Here is a 16,410-nt window from a genome sequence, read left to right on the forward strand (position 1 = left end):
GAGGAGGCAGCACAGCCTGACCACGCAGGGCTCTCACTCGTACCCGGAGGACACAGCATGAGCAGTCGACGCGATTCCGGCGCGCCTCCGGTACGCCCGGCACTGCGCAGCGCCAAGCTCATGGCGCTGCCGGTCGCCTATGCGGGCCGGCAGGCGGCGGGGGCGGGCCGCCGGGCGCTCGGGCGGCCCGCACCGGAGGTGAACCGCGATATCCAGAGCCGCACCGCCGAGCATATGTTCGCGGTGCTGGGTGAACTGAAGGGTTGCGCCGCCAAACTCGGTCAGTTGCTGGCGATCTATCAGCTCGCCCTGCCGCGCGATATCGCGGCGCCTTATCAGGCGGCGCTGGCCCGGTTGCAGGATTCGGCGCCGGTGATGCTGCCGGCGACCGTGCACGGGGTGATGGCCGATACGTTCGGCCCGCGCTGGCGCGACCTGTTCCGGGAGTTCGACGATCGCCGGGCCGCGGCGGCCTCGATCGGTCAGGTGCATCGCGGGGTATGGCACGACGGGCGCGAGGTCGCGGTGAAGGTGATGTATCCGGGTGCCCGGATCGCGGTGGAATCGGATCTGGTGCAGCTGCGGCGGGTTTCGATTCTGGCGTCGGTGCTGCTGCCGGGTGCGGATGTGAAATCGATGACCGAGGCGCTGTGTGAGAGTGTGCGCGCCGAACTGGATTACGCGGCCGAGGCCGAGAATCAGCGGACTTTCGCCGCCTACTACCGCGACAGTGCCGAGTTCTATGTTCCGGAAGTGCTGGAACAGCGCGGTGATGTGCTCATTTCGGAGTGGGTGCGGGGAACCCCGGCGACGCGGATCATCGGTTCGGGTACCCGGGACCAGCGTGACCGGGTCGGTGAGCTGATGATGCGGTTCGTCCTCACCGGCTGGGAACAGCACGGATTGCTGTACTGCGATCCGCATCCGGGCAATCTGTGGCTGCTGCCGGGCGGCCGCCTGGGTGTGGCCGATTTCGGGGCGTGCGCGCCCTGGCCGCATCCGGGGTTCATCGATTTGGCCGTGCAGATATGCGATGCGATTTTCAACGGTGGGCCGGCGGCGCTGGAATCGGCGGTGCGCAGGCACGGGTTCGCGTTACCGGGCCGGAAGTTCGACGCGGTCGCACTGGAGTCGGCGCTTTCGGCGTGCGGTGAGCCGGTCCGCCACGAGCGTTTCCGGCTGACCACGTCCTGGTTGCGTAAGCAGGTCCTGCGAACCACGAGTCTGCGGCTGACCAATGTGATGCGGGAGCTGACCCTGCCACCGGATTGCACTCCGTTCGCCCGGGCCTCGCTCACCATGGTCGGGACGTTGAGCCAGCTGGAAACCGAATGCGATTACGGCGCCGAGCTGGTGCGCTCGGTTCCCGAACTAGGGGATGTCTTCGCCCCGGTGCGGCGCGGCTTCCTCTCGGGTGCACCCGCGAGCTGAACCGCGGCGGACGGGAACGAAACCGCACCGTCTGGGACGTTTGCCGGGCCGGGATCCGGTACCGCGAAAGACCGGTCCGCCCAGCTGTCAAAGGTCAGTATCCCAGCCATTCGCGCCAGTCCGGCAGCAGCAGTTCCGCGAACGCGGTATATCCGACCGCCCCGGGATGTGCCCCGTCACCGGCCCGTACCTGTTCCATCCAGACCGTATCGGCCGCCAGCCGGTGACAACTGCTGACGTAGGGGACCTCGTGCTCGGCGCAGACCTGCCCGAAACGGTCGTCGAGGTCGGCGATGCGGCGGTTGTGCTCCGCATCGTCCACCGGCGGCGGGCCCACCACGAGAACAGGCCACGATGCGGCGTGCGTGGCCGCGAGCATCGCACGCAGATTCGCCACCGAGGTGCTCGCGGCCACTCTGGTCCGGCCGTCGATCAGCACGGCGTCGTTGACCCCGAATGAGAACACCACGCGCCCCTGGGCCTCGCGAGGCAGCCGCTGCCGGCATTCCGCCTGCCAGCGCCCGGCGATATCGGTCGAGGTCTCCCGGCGGACGCCGAGGTTGTAGGCGGTGGGCGCGACACCCCCGGCGTGGGCGTCGACCGTCAGTCGCCCGCTCCAGCCCAGCACCTGGGGGTCCCCCACTCCGGCGACGAACGAATCCCCCACGAAACAGATGCGCAGATCATTGCTCACCCACAGATTCTGGCAGCGTGTTGGTGTGTATCGTCCGGCTCGGCCTCCTGCATACTCACGATCTGGTGTGTGCGGGCGGCCGACCGGCTTCACCTCGATCCGAAAGTACCGATACGACATGCGAGTCGATGGGCGGGAGATCCCGGTAACGGGCAACCTGCTACAACCGCTCACCAGGCGGACCAGCGATATCCTGCGTGTCGTCTTCGCGATCGCCGGTGTGGCCGTGGTCATCGCCGGATCGCTGATCACCCGGCCCGAATGGCTGGCGCTCGAGCGTTCGGTATCCAATATCGTCGGATTCCTGAACTCGGACCAGTCGAATCTGGTCTACCTGCTGTACGGGATCGCCATCCTGATCCTGCCCTTCGCGATCCTGGTGGAGCTGGTGTGGAGCGGGCAGTGGAAACTGCTCACCGGATATGCCACCGCCGGTCTGGTGGCCGGGCTGCTGCTGTCCATCACACCGAACGGTTTATCGGCTCCGCAGTGGCATCTGCAGGTACCGGAGAATCTGGCCGATAAAACCTTTCTCCAGCAGTTCCTCGACGATCCGCGCTGGATTGCCATGCTCGCCGCGGTGCTCACGGTGTCCAGTCCGTGGCTGCCGGTACGACCCCGGCGCTGGTTGTGGGCGCTGATCCTGGCCTTTGCGCCGATGCACCTGGTGGTCAGCACGGTCGTTCCGGCACGCGCCATGTTCGGCCTGGCCGTCGGCTGGCTGGTGGGCGCGGTGATCGTATTGCTGGTCGGGACCCCGGCGCTGGAGGTTCCGCTGGAGGCGGCGGTCCGCCAGCTGGCCCAACGTGGCTACACCGTCAACCGGCTCACCGTTGTCCGACCGGCCGGTCCCGGCGCACTGATGCTCTCGGCGACGATCGAAGAGCGCGAGCGGGCGCTGGTGGTCGAACTGTACGGAAAGAATCAGCGCACGCTCAGCGCGGTGCGCCAGCTGTGGCGCCGGCTCACTTTCCGCTCCAGCGAGACCGCGCCCCTGCACGGTTCCATGCATCGCGCCGTGGAACACCGGGCCCTGATGGCGATCGCGCTGGACGAACTGGGGGTGGCCGCGCATCGGCCGGTGACGGTGGCGGGGCTGCCCCGCGGCTGGATGCTCTACGCCCATACCCTGCCCGCCGGCCGCTCGATCGAACAGGATCCATCCGATACCGCCGCGCTGGACGCGGTCTGGCAGGCACTGACGGTCCTACGTGGACGCGGGATCTCGCACGGGGAGTTGCGGCCCGCCGAGATCCGGGTCGGGGCGCAGGGCGCGGCCTTCGGTGGTTTCACGGCGGCCGAACTGTGTGCCTCCGATGCCCAGCTGCAATCGGATATCGCCCAGCTGCTCGTCTCGATGACCGCGGTCTTCGGTCCGGAAGCCGCGGTGCGGTCGGCGATCGAGGCCCTCGGCGAACATACGGTGCTCACCGCCTCGCGCCGGCTCACCAAATTCGCCATGCCGCGCAGTATCCGTGCCTCCATACCCGAGTGGAAATCGGTGGTGACCGCGGCCCGCGAGGAAGTGCGGACGCAAACCGGCCAGGACCGGATCGAGGCCGAGCAGATCACCCGGTTCAACCGCAAGAGCCTGCTCCAGCTGGTGCTGCTGATCGGGCTGGTCTATGTCGCCTACCCGTTCATCAGCGCGGTACCGACCTTCTTCACTCAGCTCCGGGAGGCCAACTGGTGGTGGGCGCTGGCCGGTTTGGCGCTGTCCTCGCTGACCTACCTCGGCACGGCGGCCGCGTTGTGGGCCTGCGCCTCGGGCGTGGTGAAGTACTGGCCGCTGGTGCTGATGCAGATCGCGAATACTTTCGCCGCCACGACCACGCCGGCCCGTGTCGGCGGTTTGGCGCTGAGTGTGCGATTCCTGCAGAAGGGCGGGGTCGGGGCGGTCCGGGCCACCGCGGCGGTCGCGTTACAGCAGGCCGTCCAGGTATCGACCCATATCGGGCTGCTGGTGCTGTTCAGCGTGGCCGCCGGAACCTCGGCGAATCTGTCGCATTTCGTGCCCTCGCCCACCGTGCTGTACCTGATCGGCGGCGTAGGGGTCGGCATCATCGGCACGTTCATGTTCGTGCCGAAACTGCGCCGCTGGCTCAACACTTCGGTGTTACCGCAGCTGCAGGAGGTGGTCGGGGAGCTGGCCCGGCTGGCTCGCGACCCGAAACGCTGCGCGGTCATCGTGCTCGGTTGTGCGGCGCTGACCCTGGGCCAGGCCTTGGCGCTGTGGGCGAGTGTGCAGGCGTTCGGTGGCGGCACCACATTCGTCACCGTCACCATCGTGACGATGATCGGCGGAACGCTGGCCTCGGCCGCGCCCACACCGGGTGGTGTCGGCGCGGTCGAGGCCGCGCTGATCGGTGGCCTGGCCGCGTTCGGTCTGCCGGCCGAGGTCGCGGTGCCGTCGGTACTGCTCTATCGCGTTCTCACCTGCTGGATCCCGGTTTTCTGCGGCTGGCAGGTGATGCGCTGGATGACCGATAAGAACATGATCTGAGGTAGGCGCCTACAGCCGGTCGAAGGCGTCTGCTGTGGTGCGCAGGCCGGCGCTGACCAGCGCGATATTGGACAGCGAGGCGGTATGCACCTGCGGGTCGGCCGCGGTGACACAATCCGCGACCGTGTAGACGGTGAAGCCGAGATCGGTGCCGTGGCGCGCGGTCTGCTCAACGGTGAGGTTCGTCGCGACACCGGTGAGGAAGAGGGTGTCGATATCGTTTTCCACCAGCCAGCGCGGGAGGTCGTTCCCGGCCAGGCCCGAAAGTTTCTGGTTGTCGACGATATGGTCGGCCTGATCGGCCATCTCCTCGATCAGCCGACTGCCCGCGGCATCCGGCCGGAACTCGTGCTGCGCCGCGCCGACCGATTCCATGAACCCGGTGTTACGCACCAGCCGACCCTCGTCCTCGGGGACGGTGAACCGGGTGAAGACGATCGGCAACCCCAGGTCCGCGGCCTGTTTGTGGAAGTCGGCGGCGCGTTGCACCACTCCACTGGCGGCCACCGGTTCGGCGAGCATCGGACCGAAGAAGCCCTCCGGCCGAATAACATTCACCTGCCAGTGCAGGGCGAGAACAGCAGCGTTTTGTTCCGGCATGCCGTAGATGATCGACCATCGGCGGCTGTGCCGCACAATGGGTCGGGAAAATCCCAGGACATCGGCCCCCGCGAAACGACGCCGGGCCGGCCGGTCCGAAACCGGCCGACCCGGAGCATGCTCGGGTGGTGCGGGGACTACGCGCCGTCCTTGCGCAGCTCCACCTTCACAACCTTGCCGCTGGCGTTGCGCGGCAGTTCCGCGACGATCACCAGTTCCTTCGGATGCTTGTAGCGGGCCAGGTTCTCGTTGAGGAACGGTTCCAGTTCTTCGAGGGTGAGCGTGCCGTCCGCGTCGTCCAGTGCGACCACGGCCACCGGGACCTCACCCCACTTCTCGTGCGCCCGTCCGATGACCGCGGCTTCCCGGATCTTCGGATGCGCGAACAGGACGTTCTCCACTTCGGCGCAGTAGATGTTCTCACCGCCGGAGATGATCATGTCCTTCTTGCGGTCCACGACGTAGACGAAGCCTTCGTCGTCCTGGCGCACCAGGTCGCCGGAGTGGAACCAGCCACCGGCGAAGGCGTCCGCGGTGGCCTCCGGTTTGTTCCAGTACCCCGACATCATGGTGGGGCCGCGGTAGACGATCTCACCGACCTCGCCGGGCGCCACATCGTTCATCTCGTCGTCGACGATCCGGGCCTGGATGGTGGGAATGACCTTGCCGACCGAGCCGAGTTTGCGGATGGCGTCCTTACCTTCGAGAACGCAGGTGATCGGCGACATTTCGGTCTGCCCGAACACCGCCACATTGAACGCGTCCGGGAACGCGTCGGCCATCGCCTTCAGCACGGTATCGGATGCGGGGGCGGCACCCCAGCTGAGCGCCTTCAGCGCCAGTTTGCGTTGTTTCACCGTCGGTTCGTCGCAGATCAGCTGCCACTGCGCCGGTACGCAGAATGCGGTGGTGGCCTGCTCGGCTTCGACGGCGTCGAGGAATTCGGTGGGATCGAAGGCGCCCAGCGGATGCAGCACCGTCTTGGCGCCCAGCATGAACGCCGGCGCGAGGCTGCCGAGGCCCGCGATATGGAACAGCGGGGACGTGCAGAAACCGACCGAATCCTGTTCGATCGCCAGCGCCCGGATACAGGTGAGCGCCTGGGCATTCATATTGCCGTAGGACAGGACCGCGCCCTTGGGGCTGCCGGTGGTTCCGGAGGTGTACATGATGAGGCACGGGGTGTCCTCGGGGATATCGAGCGGGGTGTGCGCGGCGCCCTCCTCGGCGAGCGCGTCGTCGTAGCCGATAACACCCTCACCGTTGCTCCCGCCGATCACGAAGACGTGGTCGAGCCCGGTGGCCTGTGCCTGCACCGCGGTGGCCAGCGGCTGCAGCACCGTATCGGTGACCACGGCCTTGGCGCCGCTGTCAGCGACGATATAGGCGACCTCGGGCGGGGTGAGCCGGAAATTCACCGGGACCGCGATCGCGCCGAGCGCGTTGATCCCGAACACGGCTTCCAGGTATTCGGGGTAGTTGAGCGCCAGGAGGAGCACCCGGTCACCGGAGCCGACGCCGCGGCGGGCGAGCGCATCGGCGAACTTCTGCGACCGTTCGTGCAGTTGCCGCCAGGTGGTGCCGGCGCCGCGGAAGCGGATCGCGACCTCGTCGGGCCGCATCACTGCATGCGTGGCGATCTGGTTGTTCCAGTGGTTGCGACGCGAACGGATCGGCTCGTCGAGGGCCTGCGCACCGGTGGTCATCCCACGTACTCCTCTCGGTACCGCGTGACCCACCGGAGTGTCCGGCGCCACACGCGGTGTGAACATGTCGGCAGAATAACAATTCACATCGGCACCGGCAAGGAAATCGGGACCGAATGGCCGTTAATTCCGAGGAACCGGACCGTGAAACAGGTTCACGCGCGTTGACGCGCGTATTTGCGACGATACCGGCGCATCGACACACCTGCCAGCTACCGCCGAACACGGTCACTTACGCGAATCACGACTCACTTCCGGGGTTGATCGGGTCATGATGGGCATGGCACCATGCAGCATGCGCGGACTATCCGCGGGGAAAGTGAGGAGAGCAGGCGATGCTGCGGACCAGGTTCACCGAGACTTTCGGTATCGAACATCCGATCGTGCAGGGCGGAATGATGTGGGTCGGCCGGGCCGAACTCGTCGCCGCTGTGGCCAACGCCGGGGGGCTCGGTTTCATCACCGCACTCACCCAGCCGACCCCCGACGATCTCCGGCGCGAGATCGAGCGCACCCGCGAACTCACCGATAAACCGTTCGGGGTGAACCTGACCATCCTCCCCTCGATCAACCCGCCGCCGTACGAGGAATATGTGCGGGCCATCGTGGACAGCGGAATCAAGATCGTGGAGACGGCGGGGAGCAATCCGGAGCCGTTCCTGCCCACTTACCGCGAAGCCGGGATCAAGGTCGTGCACAAATGCACCAGCGTGCGGCATGCGCTCAAGGCACAGAAGGATCGGCGTCGACGCGGTCAGCATCGACGGTTTCGAATGCGCCGGACACCCGGGTGAGGACGATATTCCCGGTCTGGTGCTGATCCCTGCGGCCGCACGCGCGCTCACCATCCCGATCGTCGCCTCCGGCGGTATCGCCGACGCCCGCGGCCTGGTCGCGGCGCTGGCGCTGGGCGCCGACGGCGTCAATATGGGCACCCGCTTCCTGTGCACCCAGGAATCCTCCATCGACCAGCAGGTCAAGGAGCAGATCGTCGCGAACTCCGAGCGCGATACCCAGCTGATCTTCCGCACCATGCACAACACTGCACGGGTCGCCGACAACGAGATCAGCCGCAAGGTCGTCGAGATCGAGAAGGCCGGCGGCAAGTTCGAAGACGTCCGCGAACTCGTTTCCGGCGCCCGCGGCCGGCGCGTGTTCGAGGACGGCGATCTGGACGCCGGGATCTGGTCGGTCGGCCTGTGCCAGGGCCTGATCGAAGACATCCCGACCTGTGCCGACCTGATCGGCCGGATGGTCTCGGAGGCCGAGGAACTGATCAACGCCCGGCTGGCTCGGTTCGTTTCGGCCTGAACCGGCCCGTAAGCCGCGCCGGAGGTATGGCGATCGATCCGGCGCCGGGTGTGGGAAGCCGTCTCCTAGCAGCCGGCTTCCCGCACCGTTGCCACAGCTTGCCGCTCATCAGCACGCGGCCAGAGCGGCGACGGCATCGTAATCGTGCGCGGCTACCACCTCGATATCGGACGGTAACGCGTGCAGTCTGTGGATGGTCTCGAAGGCTTGATCCCGATCGGCGTCGAACAACTGCCCGGGCATCGGCGCCTTCTCTCGGATGAGGGCGATCTGCAGCCGGTTCCACACCGCATCCCCGGCCAGCAGCACCCGGCGACCGCCGGCGGTGGCCAGCAGTACGCCGATACTGCCGGGAGTGTGCCCGGCGAGGTCCACCAGCAGCACCGACCCGTCGCCGAACAGATCCAGGCTGCGCTCGAAGGTGAGCACGGGCGGTCCGTCCAATTCGAGCGGATCCAGCGATCGTCCTTGCAGCGGGCCCCGCACCACCCCGGCCGGTGCATGCGAACCTTCCAGCGCCCAGCCCAGCTCGGCCGCGGGCAGCCGTACCGGCACCGATTCGGGTAGTTCGAGCAGGCCGGAAATATGATCCCAGTGCAGATGGGTCGGCAGTACGAAATCGATGGTGGCGGGATCGATATCGCGGGCGGCGAGCGCATCGGCCAATCCGAGCACCGGTTTGTCCGGCGCGACCAGCAGGGGGATCGGGAACGGCAGATCCGGCAGCACCCGGCGATGAACATGCGCGCAGAGCGCGGGATCGACCAGGAATCGCGCTTTCGGATGTTCGACCAGATACGCCCCCATCGCCATCGGCAGATGTCCCAGACTGCGTACCCCTTCGGCGACGATGGCGGTCGGCGCTTTCATCCGGCCCTGCAACAGCACGGTCAATCCGACACTCGCCCGGGCCGGTGGCGGGGGTACCGATTCCAGCCGCGACAGCAGCGAAGCATCGGCCTTACGGGGCCGCAGCAGCCGCGCCGGTGTGGCGGCCAGGGCCGCGCAGCAGCGCAGCACCGTGGGGAAGGTCGGGGTTCGTCCGTCGGCGGAAGCAGCCACACCGCAACGGTACCGGCCGCCAGGGCGCGAGCGACGCGAACGAGCGCAGCGGCCGGCGCGACTCACCGACGGGCCCCGGTCCAGGCGCACCGGCCGGTAACGGGGGCCGCGGCGGCACGTTCTTCGGCGCTGCGTTCGCCGGCCGGCAGCTGACAGATCGTCGCCCACCCGAGCCACAGCGGCAGCCGGTCTCCGGAACAGCGAATCCCCGGCGACCCGTTCGAGTCCAGGGCTCCGTTTGTCGGCGGTATTGTCGCGGACACCCTCTGAGCCGAGGCGACGGCCCGGCGGGCCCGCGGTTCGGCGGATCCGGCTCGGCCGCCATATGTTTGCCGGACATTTGCGCCGAAACATTCCGGACAGCAGCGGGTTTCGTAGCCCCGCAGCCGGTCCGGCACGGTGGATTCTTGCGGCATAATCGTGGCGTGAGGCGGGACACGCAGCTGCTGTGCTGGATTCACGGCTCGCCGAGCGGCCGGTGGCGCGTGCGCACCGCTCGCCCCGGCCGTAGCCGCACCCCGTCGTACCCGTTGTCGTGCCGATGACCGATTCTGCGGGCGGCGTGATTTTCCTGTTCTCGCCGGAAGGTGGCGAACACGCGCGGATGGGGCGCACCCTGGCCGGGCGGTACCCGGCCTTCGCCGCGGCGGTGCTGGACACCAGTGACGCCGTCGTGGCGGCGGGCGGGCCGCGGGTATGGACTCCGCGCCACGGTTTTCGCCACCCCGGTGCAGCGCAGTGGCCGGACCGGCAGCAACGGGATCCGGTATTCGCCCAGGCCGCCCTCTTCACCTACCAGGTGGCCGCGGCGACGCTGCTGATCTCGTGGGGTGTGCGACCCGATGCGGTGATCGGGCACGGTATCGGTGAGGTCGCGGCGGCGGTGACCGCCGGCGCTCTCCCCCTGTCCGATGCCGTCCGTGTAGTCCTCGCCCGCGCCCACGCCGTGCGCCGGGTGGCGGAAACCGATGTTGTTGCCGAACTACGGGCCGCGGTGCCGGAGGTCCGGCGCCTGGTGGATCCCGTGCGCGAACAGGTCGCGCTCGCCGCCGTCCACGGACCTGGCTCGGTGCTCGTCTCCGGGCCGCCGCGTTATATCGACGCCGTGGTGCGCCGGGCCGGACGCCGCGATATCGCGGCGCAGCGCTGCGATACGTTCGCCCCGGCGATCAGCCGATCGGCGGCCGCGACCGAATCCCTCGCCATCCTCGGTTCGCTGCACCCCACGACCCCGGATATCCCGATGTATTCCACCGCCCGCCGCGGTGCGGTTATCGATGCGCCGATCACTACGGGCCGCTATTGGATCGAGAACTTCACCGGACCGGTACAACTCGCGGCCGCACTGGATCGGGCCGCGGCGGGCTCGGATACGACCATCGTGCTGGAGGTCGCCCCGCATCCGGTTCTCTGCGATGTGCTGCGCGAACTCCCGCAGTTCACCCATACGACCTATCCCACCGCCCGCAGCGACGACGAGGGAACCACGTTCCTGACCTGTCTGGCCCAGGTGCAGGCGACTCGGGCCGCCGCGCCGCCCCGAACCCGGCCGCACCGGGCAGGTTCCAACGGCCGCGAACCGTATACCGGCACGGGCAAGGGCCGGTCACAGCTCGGCGGCGGATACGTAAACCATGGCGCCCCAGGGACTTCGACCGAAGCGGGGGCACCGGATGAAACGGCCGCCGGCCCGTCGGCGGGCCGGGAGCATCAGGACCCGGCGGTCGCGGAAATCGGCCCGGCCGGAGGAGATTTGCGGGCGGAGGTCACGGGCGCCGGAACGCTGGCTTCGATACGGCTCACCGATAACCTCCCACCCACAGATATCATCGCATGGACTCGAATGGTCGATGCCAACAGGGCTATCCGGTTGCTGGCGGCCCAGGTCGCACTGGATCCGCCGATGCATATCGATACCGCGGGCACCTATGTGGTCAGTGGCGGACTCGGCGCGCTCGGCTCGGTCATGGTGCGCCGGCTACTGGTATCCGGTGCCCGCGATGTCCTGGTGCCCACCCGTTCACCGCGCCCGGTGCCCCCACTGCTCGACGGTTTCGAAGACCGGGTCGTGGTGGTGCGCTGCGATACCGCCGACCGTCACGATCTCGACAATGCGCTGCGCGATATCCGCGAATCGGGGTGCACCATCCGCGGCGTCGTCCACGCGGCGCAGGTTTTCGAGGACACGGTGGTGGCCGCGCTCTCCGCGAATACCGCGACAGGTTCGCCTCGGGTAGGACGGGCACCACCCGAATCGCCGGAGCCGGCATTGGATGCGGGGCGGCTCGCGCGGCGATTCGCGCGTATCTCGCCGGCCGCGGCCAATCTCATCGAACTCACCGCCGCTGATCCGGTGACTTTCTTTGCCGTGTTCTCGACACCGTTCGGCGGCATCGCCGCGTCCCGGGAGATCGATGACCTCACGTCGGTGGATGCGCGCGGACACGATTCGCCGCCCTGAACGAAAGACAGCCACCGGTCCAGGGCACAGACCCGAGCACGTGGGTCTTCCCCGGCGGAGCTGTTCGAATGACCCGAGAGCCCGTCGGTGGGTCCGAGGCTGATCGCGGCGAATTCAGCGGTCGGTGCGCCCCAGCAGACGATCGGTTTCCCGTCGATCCCGTTTGGTGGGGCGACCGGTTCCGCGGTCGCGTTGCGGGAGGGAGGCGAGGACTTCCCGCGGCGGCGGGGGTGGACTGCGGTCGATCAGGCATTGGGCGGCGATCGGAGCACCGACCCGTTTGGTGATCACCCGTTCCACGATGACGATCCGCTCGATCCCCGAACTGCGGATACGGATCTCGTCACCCGGCCGCACCGGCTGAGCCGGTTTGGCTGTCGCACCATTGACACGTACATGACCACCGCGGCATGCAGCCGCGGCAGCCGATCGCGTCTTGAACAACCGCACGGCCCATATCCAGGAGTCGACCCGGGCCTGGGCCGGACCATTGTCCGGAACAGAGGGAGCTGGACTCACCCCTTAGACGATACGACGCGCGGTGACCACATCGTCGGCGGAAAGGTTGGTATAGGACACCGGCTCACCGGACTGCACCGCATTCAGGAGCTTGCCGTCACCGGCATACAGGCCGACATGCCCGCCACCGTTGGTGATGACGATATCGCCGGGCTCCAGATTCTGGAATGCCACCGGCGCGCCCACATGGGACTGTTCGAAGCTGGTACGCGGCAGTTTGATGCCGGCCTGCTTGAACGCCCACTGCACCAGGCCGGAGCAGTCGAAGTTGTAGGGGCCCGCGGCACCCCAGGAGTACATGGCGCCGACCTTCGTCTTGGCGGCGTCGAGGGCGACATCACCGGCGGTCTGCGGTTGCGCCGGCGCGGGCGGGGCGAAATTCGGCAGCGCGGGCGCCGCCGGCATCGCCTGCTGAGCACCCGAGAGCGCCTGGTTCAGCTGCTGGTTGAGCTGGTCTGCCTGGGCTGCGTACTGATCCGGAACCTCGACATCGAACTTGCCGACGCCGGGAACATCGATCGTGGTGGTCGCGGCATTGGCGATAGCGGGCATGGTGCCCGTGGTCGCGGCGAGAGTGCCCATGACGAGCGCGCCCTTGACAGAATTTGGCAGCTTGGATTCTCGCTGCAAGCTGTGCTTACCCACCGAGCTCCGTCTCCGATCTTCGTGCTCTCCCACCATCGTCGGACGCGCGTCCTACACATATCGCGACGGCCTGCGATGGCGGCGACCAGTGGCGCCGCCTCACTGACGAAACGACTCGACTCCACTAAGTCACAAAGAGGTTACGATGCCTGCCCGGTGTTGTCCAGCCGAACGGGCCGACTTTTCTCGCGAGCTGGGAGTACAGGTGTAAAGCACTGTGCGCGAAGGGAATTTCGGTACGCCGATATGTCACGGCGAGATATCGGCGGGCGTGTCGGTTCGGCTACGGAGCGTCTCCGCTGCCATGAGGCCGGCTCCTCACCTTTTCCGGATAGCCGTATCTAGGACACGGCATAGATTCGCCCATATATACGGATAGGCGCGCTACGGTAGGAGAGTTATGGACCCCGTGCGCAACCCGTATGCACCCGGCGCAGGTCAGCGTCCACCCGAACTCGCCGGGCGCGGAAAGCAACTCGACGCATTCGACGTCGTCTGCGAACGCATTGCGCGGGGCCGGCCGGAACGCAGCGTGATGCTCACCGGACTCCGCGGCGTCGGCAAGACCGTTCTGCTCAATCAGTTGCGATCGGCCGCCGGCGCCCGCGGCTGGGGGACCGGGAAGATCGAGGCGCGACCGGATCAGGAATTCCGGCGGCCGCTGTCCTCGGCGCTGCACATGGCGGCCCGGGCCATCGCCAAAACCCACAGCAACAGTGAACGCGTGGACGATTTCCTCGGCATACTCAAGGCATTCGCGCTGCGCGCCACCGCGGACAAAGGAATGCGGGAACGCTGGCAGCCGGGTATCGACGTCCCGGCCGTCACCGGCCGAGCCGACTCCGGCGATATCGAAATCGATCTGGTGGAGCTACTGACCGAAGCCGCCGGCCTGGCCGCGGATATCGGCGTGGGTATCGCCATCTTCATCGACGAGATGCAAGACCTCGCTCCGGTGGATATATCGGCCATCTGCGGCGCCTGCCACGAACTGAGTCAGGACGCCGCGCCGCTGATCGTGGTGGGTGCAGGCCTGCCGCATCTACCGGCCGTACTGTCGGCATCGAAGAGCTATTCCGAACGGCTGTTCAGCTATCACCGGATCGACCGGCTGGATCGGGAGTCCGCCGACCTGGCGCTCATCGCCCCCGCCGAACGCGAAGAGGTGAAGTTCTCCGACGAGGCATTGGCGGCGCTGTACCGCAAGGCCGACGGCTATCCGTATTTCGTCCAGGCCTACGGCAAAGCGACCTGGGATCAGGCACCCGGTAGCCCGATCACCGCCGAGGACGTGGAGGTTGCCGCGCCGACCGCCGAGGAGGAACTGGCCGTCGGCTTCTTCGGTTCCCGCTACGAACGCGCGACCCCGGCGGAGCGCGAGTACATGCGCGCGATGGCCGATCTGTCCGGCGACGAGGGCCCGGTCGCGACCGCGGCGGTCGCGACGGAGCTGGGTCGCAAACCCGCATCCCTGTCACCGGCTCGCGACGGCCTGATCAAAAAGGGGCTCATCTACTCCGCCGAGCGGGGGACGATCGGGTTCACGGTGCCCCATTTCGGGCGTTACCTGCGGAGCGTGACCACCTGAGCCGCCGATTCCGGTTTATCCGGCTGTCTAGCAGTTGCGCTAGATAAGGCCAGAGAACCCGATCGAGTCCCAGCCTTGCGACGAACCGCAGCGGCGGGCATATTCGCGGACAATCGGGTTATCTAACCGTTTCTAGCGATTTTTCCAGAAACCCGGATATTGCGCTCATCCCGTGGTTCCATGGGCCTCTCTTCCCCGTTCTAGCGAAAATCGTAGTTTCCACTCGAAACATCTCGACACCGCGACCACCCACTGCCGGGCGGGATACCGCAGCCATCGGCGGACCCCGACAGTTGTGCACATCGGCTCCCAACCGAAACCTGATCTTGACCATCCGACGAGCCGGAATCAGGTTTTTGCCGTACTGTGTTGTAGATCACCTTGTGTGGTCGGTCACAAGCTACGCCGGATGGCCAGTGCAGCCCACGCGGCGTCACCCACCGCGACCGGTGAGCAAATCAGGAGGTATCCATGACACGTAGCGACTTCGCGGAACTCCGGTACGCCGTAAACCAGCTCCGGCAGTCCATCGGAGTGTTACGCGCCCACTACGGGGACGCGGGCACGATCCGCCGGCTGGAGAACGATCTGGAGCGACTCTGCATCGATGCCGACGAGTTCGAACAGAGCCCGCCGCCACCGGTGGCCGGCCGCGCCCAGGAGCCCATCTACGTACCCGACAGCAAATCCGACGAGTCGGCGTGGATGGGTGCCCAGGACGAGGGACTCGGCTTCCATTCGCGGCCACGCACCCAGTAGCACCACCGGGTTCACCACCGGATAACTGAACCTTCCGCCCCAGGCCGCAGGCCGGGGCGTCGTGAGCGGCCGGTCGCCGGAGAGGCGGCCGGCCGCTCGTGTTTGCGGTGTATTCACCCGACAAGATCGGCAGTAAATGTGTCGTAAATCACTAGGCTCGAAGGGGCTCGAGATTGCACGGACCCCGCTCGACCGATAGCGACCCTGCCGTATGGTGCTCAGCATCACATTCGATCGCGGAGGTCTTCCGGCTTTCCGCACCGCCGATCAGTGAGGCATCGACCAGTGAGTGCCGCGACAACTTCGACCGCTCCCGAATCGGGAACAGGTGTTTTCAGCAAGACCCGGGCCCGGATCAGCGCCCGCACCCTACGTACGGATCGATGGTGGCTACCGCCCCTGATCACCGTGATCGGGCTCGGCGCCTTCGTCGTCTACGCGACCGTCAGATCGTTCGTGCGCACCGCGTACTGGGTGCCCGACTATCACTACCTGACGCCGTTCTACTCACCCTGCCTGAGTACGTCGTGTGTGGAGGGTGCCAGCCATTTCGGCACGCCGTTCGGCGATCTCCCGATGTTCATTCCGCTCGGGTTCCTGGTGCTGCCGTTCCTGCTCGGGTTCCGGCTGACCTGCTACTACTACCGCAAGGCCTACTACCGCTCGGTGTGGTTCTCCCCGCCGGCCTGTGCCGTGGCCGAACCCCACACGAAGTACACCGGGGAGACCCGGCTGCCGCTGATCATCCAGAACGCGCACCGCTATTTCTTCTATGCCGCGGTGATCATCTCGGTGATCAACACCTACGACGCGATCGGCGCCTTCCACGGCAAATCCGGTGGTTTCGGGATGGGCCTGGGCAGCTTGATCCTCACGGGGAACGTGATCCTGCTGTGGGCCTACACCCTGTCCTGCCACTCCTGCCGGCATATCGCGGGCGGACGGTTGAAGCATTTCTCCGCCCACCCCGTGCGCTACTGGTTCTGGACCCAGATCTCCAAGCTCAACACCAGGCATATGCAGCTGGCCTGGATCACGCTCGGCACCCTCGTACTCACCGACTTCTACGTGATGCTGGTGGCGAGCGGCACGATTTCTGATCTTCGCATCATCGACTGAGGAGTTTGGACG

Annotated in this window: 12 protein-coding genes and 1 pseudogene; 7 read left to right on the plus strand and 6 right to left on the minus strand. The window is 66.8% G+C overall.

The window, feature by feature from the left end; translation table 11 throughout:
- Positions 1-57: 57 nt before the first annotated feature.
- Positions 58-1,431 (plus strand): ABC1 kinase family protein, encoded by a 1,374-nt coding sequence (locus tag ON22_RS26250; RefSeq protein ID WP_051158100.1) that lies wholly within the window; start codon positions 58-60, stop codon positions 1,429-1,431.
- 94 nt (positions 1,432-1,525) lie between these two features.
- Here the strand turns inward: ON22_RS26250 and ON22_RS26255 are convergent, their stop codons facing one another.
- A complete protein-coding gene (locus ON22_RS26255; protein ID WP_033246580.1) occupies positions 1,526-2,125 on the minus strand; it encodes a DUF459 domain-containing protein in 600 nt (199 codons plus the stop codon).
- A 118-nt stretch (positions 2,126-2,243) separates the two neighbouring features.
- On the opposite strand from ON22_RS26255, the gene ON22_RS26260 reads away from it, so the two are divergent.
- The gene (locus ON22_RS26260; RefSeq protein WP_033246581.1) at positions 2,244-4,628 is read left to right on the plus strand and encodes a lysylphosphatidylglycerol synthase transmembrane domain-containing protein; all 2,385 of its coding nucleotides are present in this window, start codon (positions 2,244-2,246) and stop codon (positions 4,626-4,628) included.
- Between the two features lie 9 nt (positions 4,629-4,637).
- On the opposite strand, the gene ON22_RS26265 is transcribed toward ON22_RS26260, so the two are convergent.
- Positions 4,638-5,228, minus strand: coding sequence for a cysteine hydrolase family protein (locus ON22_RS26265; protein WP_033246741.1), 591 nt, complete (start codon positions 5,226-5,228; stop codon positions 4,638-4,640).
- A 137-nt stretch (positions 5,229-5,365) separates the two neighbouring features.
- Complete coding sequence (fadD5, locus tag ON22_RS26270) at positions 5,366-6,934, minus strand: fatty-acid--CoA ligase FadD5 (RefSeq protein ID WP_033246582.1); 1,569 nt, start codon at positions 6,932-6,934, stop codon at positions 5,366-5,368.
- Between the two features lie 335 nt (positions 6,935-7,269).
- Here fadD5 and ON22_RS26275 point away from each other — a divergent pair.
- Positions 7,270-8,245 (plus strand): annotated as a pseudogene (locus ON22_RS26275) (NAD(P)H-dependent flavin oxidoreductase).
- 108 nt (positions 8,246-8,353) lie between these two features.
- Here ON22_RS26275 and ON22_RS26280 read toward each other — a convergent pair.
- On the minus strand, positions 8,354-9,307 hold the full coding sequence (locus ON22_RS26280) for an MBL fold metallo-hydrolase (RefSeq protein ID WP_231508738.1): 954 nt from the start codon (positions 9,305-9,307) through the stop codon (positions 8,354-8,356).
- A 541-nt stretch (positions 9,308-9,848) separates the two neighbouring features.
- Between ON22_RS26280 and ON22_RS26285 the strand changes: the two genes are divergently transcribed.
- Positions 9,849-11,768, plus strand: coding sequence for an acyltransferase domain-containing protein (locus tag ON22_RS26285; protein WP_033246584.1), 1,920 nt, complete (start codon positions 9,849-9,851; stop codon positions 11,766-11,768).
- A gap of 114 nt (positions 11,769-11,882) precedes the next feature.
- Here ON22_RS26285 and ON22_RS26290 read toward each other — a convergent pair whose 3' ends face one another.
- The gene (locus ON22_RS26290; protein ID WP_051158101.1) at positions 11,883-12,287 is read right to left on the minus strand and encodes an RNA-binding S4 domain-containing protein; all 405 of its coding nucleotides are present in this window, start codon (positions 12,285-12,287) and stop codon (positions 11,883-11,885) included.
- A gap of 3 nt (positions 12,288-12,290) precedes the next feature.
- The gene (locus ON22_RS26295; protein WP_033246744.1) at positions 12,291-12,869 is read right to left on the minus strand and encodes a C40 family peptidase; all 579 of its coding nucleotides are present in this window, start codon (positions 12,867-12,869) and stop codon (positions 12,291-12,293) included.
- Positions 12,870-13,332: 463 nt separating this feature from the next.
- On the opposite strand from ON22_RS26295, the gene ON22_RS26300 reads away from it, so the two are divergent.
- From ON22_RS26300 to sdhC, 3 genes are all read left to right on the plus strand, one after another.
- Positions 13,333-14,520: an ATP-binding protein gene (locus ON22_RS26300; protein WP_033246585.1), complete on the plus strand. Its 1,188-nt coding sequence runs from the start codon at positions 13,333-13,335 to the stop codon at positions 14,518-14,520.
- Positions 14,521-14,991: 471 nt separating this feature from the next.
- Positions 14,992-15,279: an Rv0250c family protein gene (locus ON22_RS26305; RefSeq protein ID WP_033246586.1), complete on the plus strand. Its 288-nt coding sequence runs from the start codon at positions 14,992-14,994 to the stop codon at positions 15,277-15,279.
- A gap of 285 nt (positions 15,280-15,564) precedes the next feature.
- Positions 15,565-16,398: a succinate dehydrogenase subunit SdhC gene (gene sdhC / locus ON22_RS26310; protein ID WP_033246587.1), complete on the plus strand. Its 834-nt coding sequence runs from the start codon at positions 15,565-15,567 to the stop codon at positions 16,396-16,398.
- The last annotated feature ends 12 nt before the right edge of the window (positions 16,399-16,410 follow it).

Source organism: Nocardia carnea NBRC 14403, from assembly GCF_000308515.1.
Taxonomy (GTDB): domain Bacteria; phylum Actinomycetota; class Actinomycetes; order Mycobacteriales; family Mycobacteriaceae; genus Nocardia; species Nocardia carnea.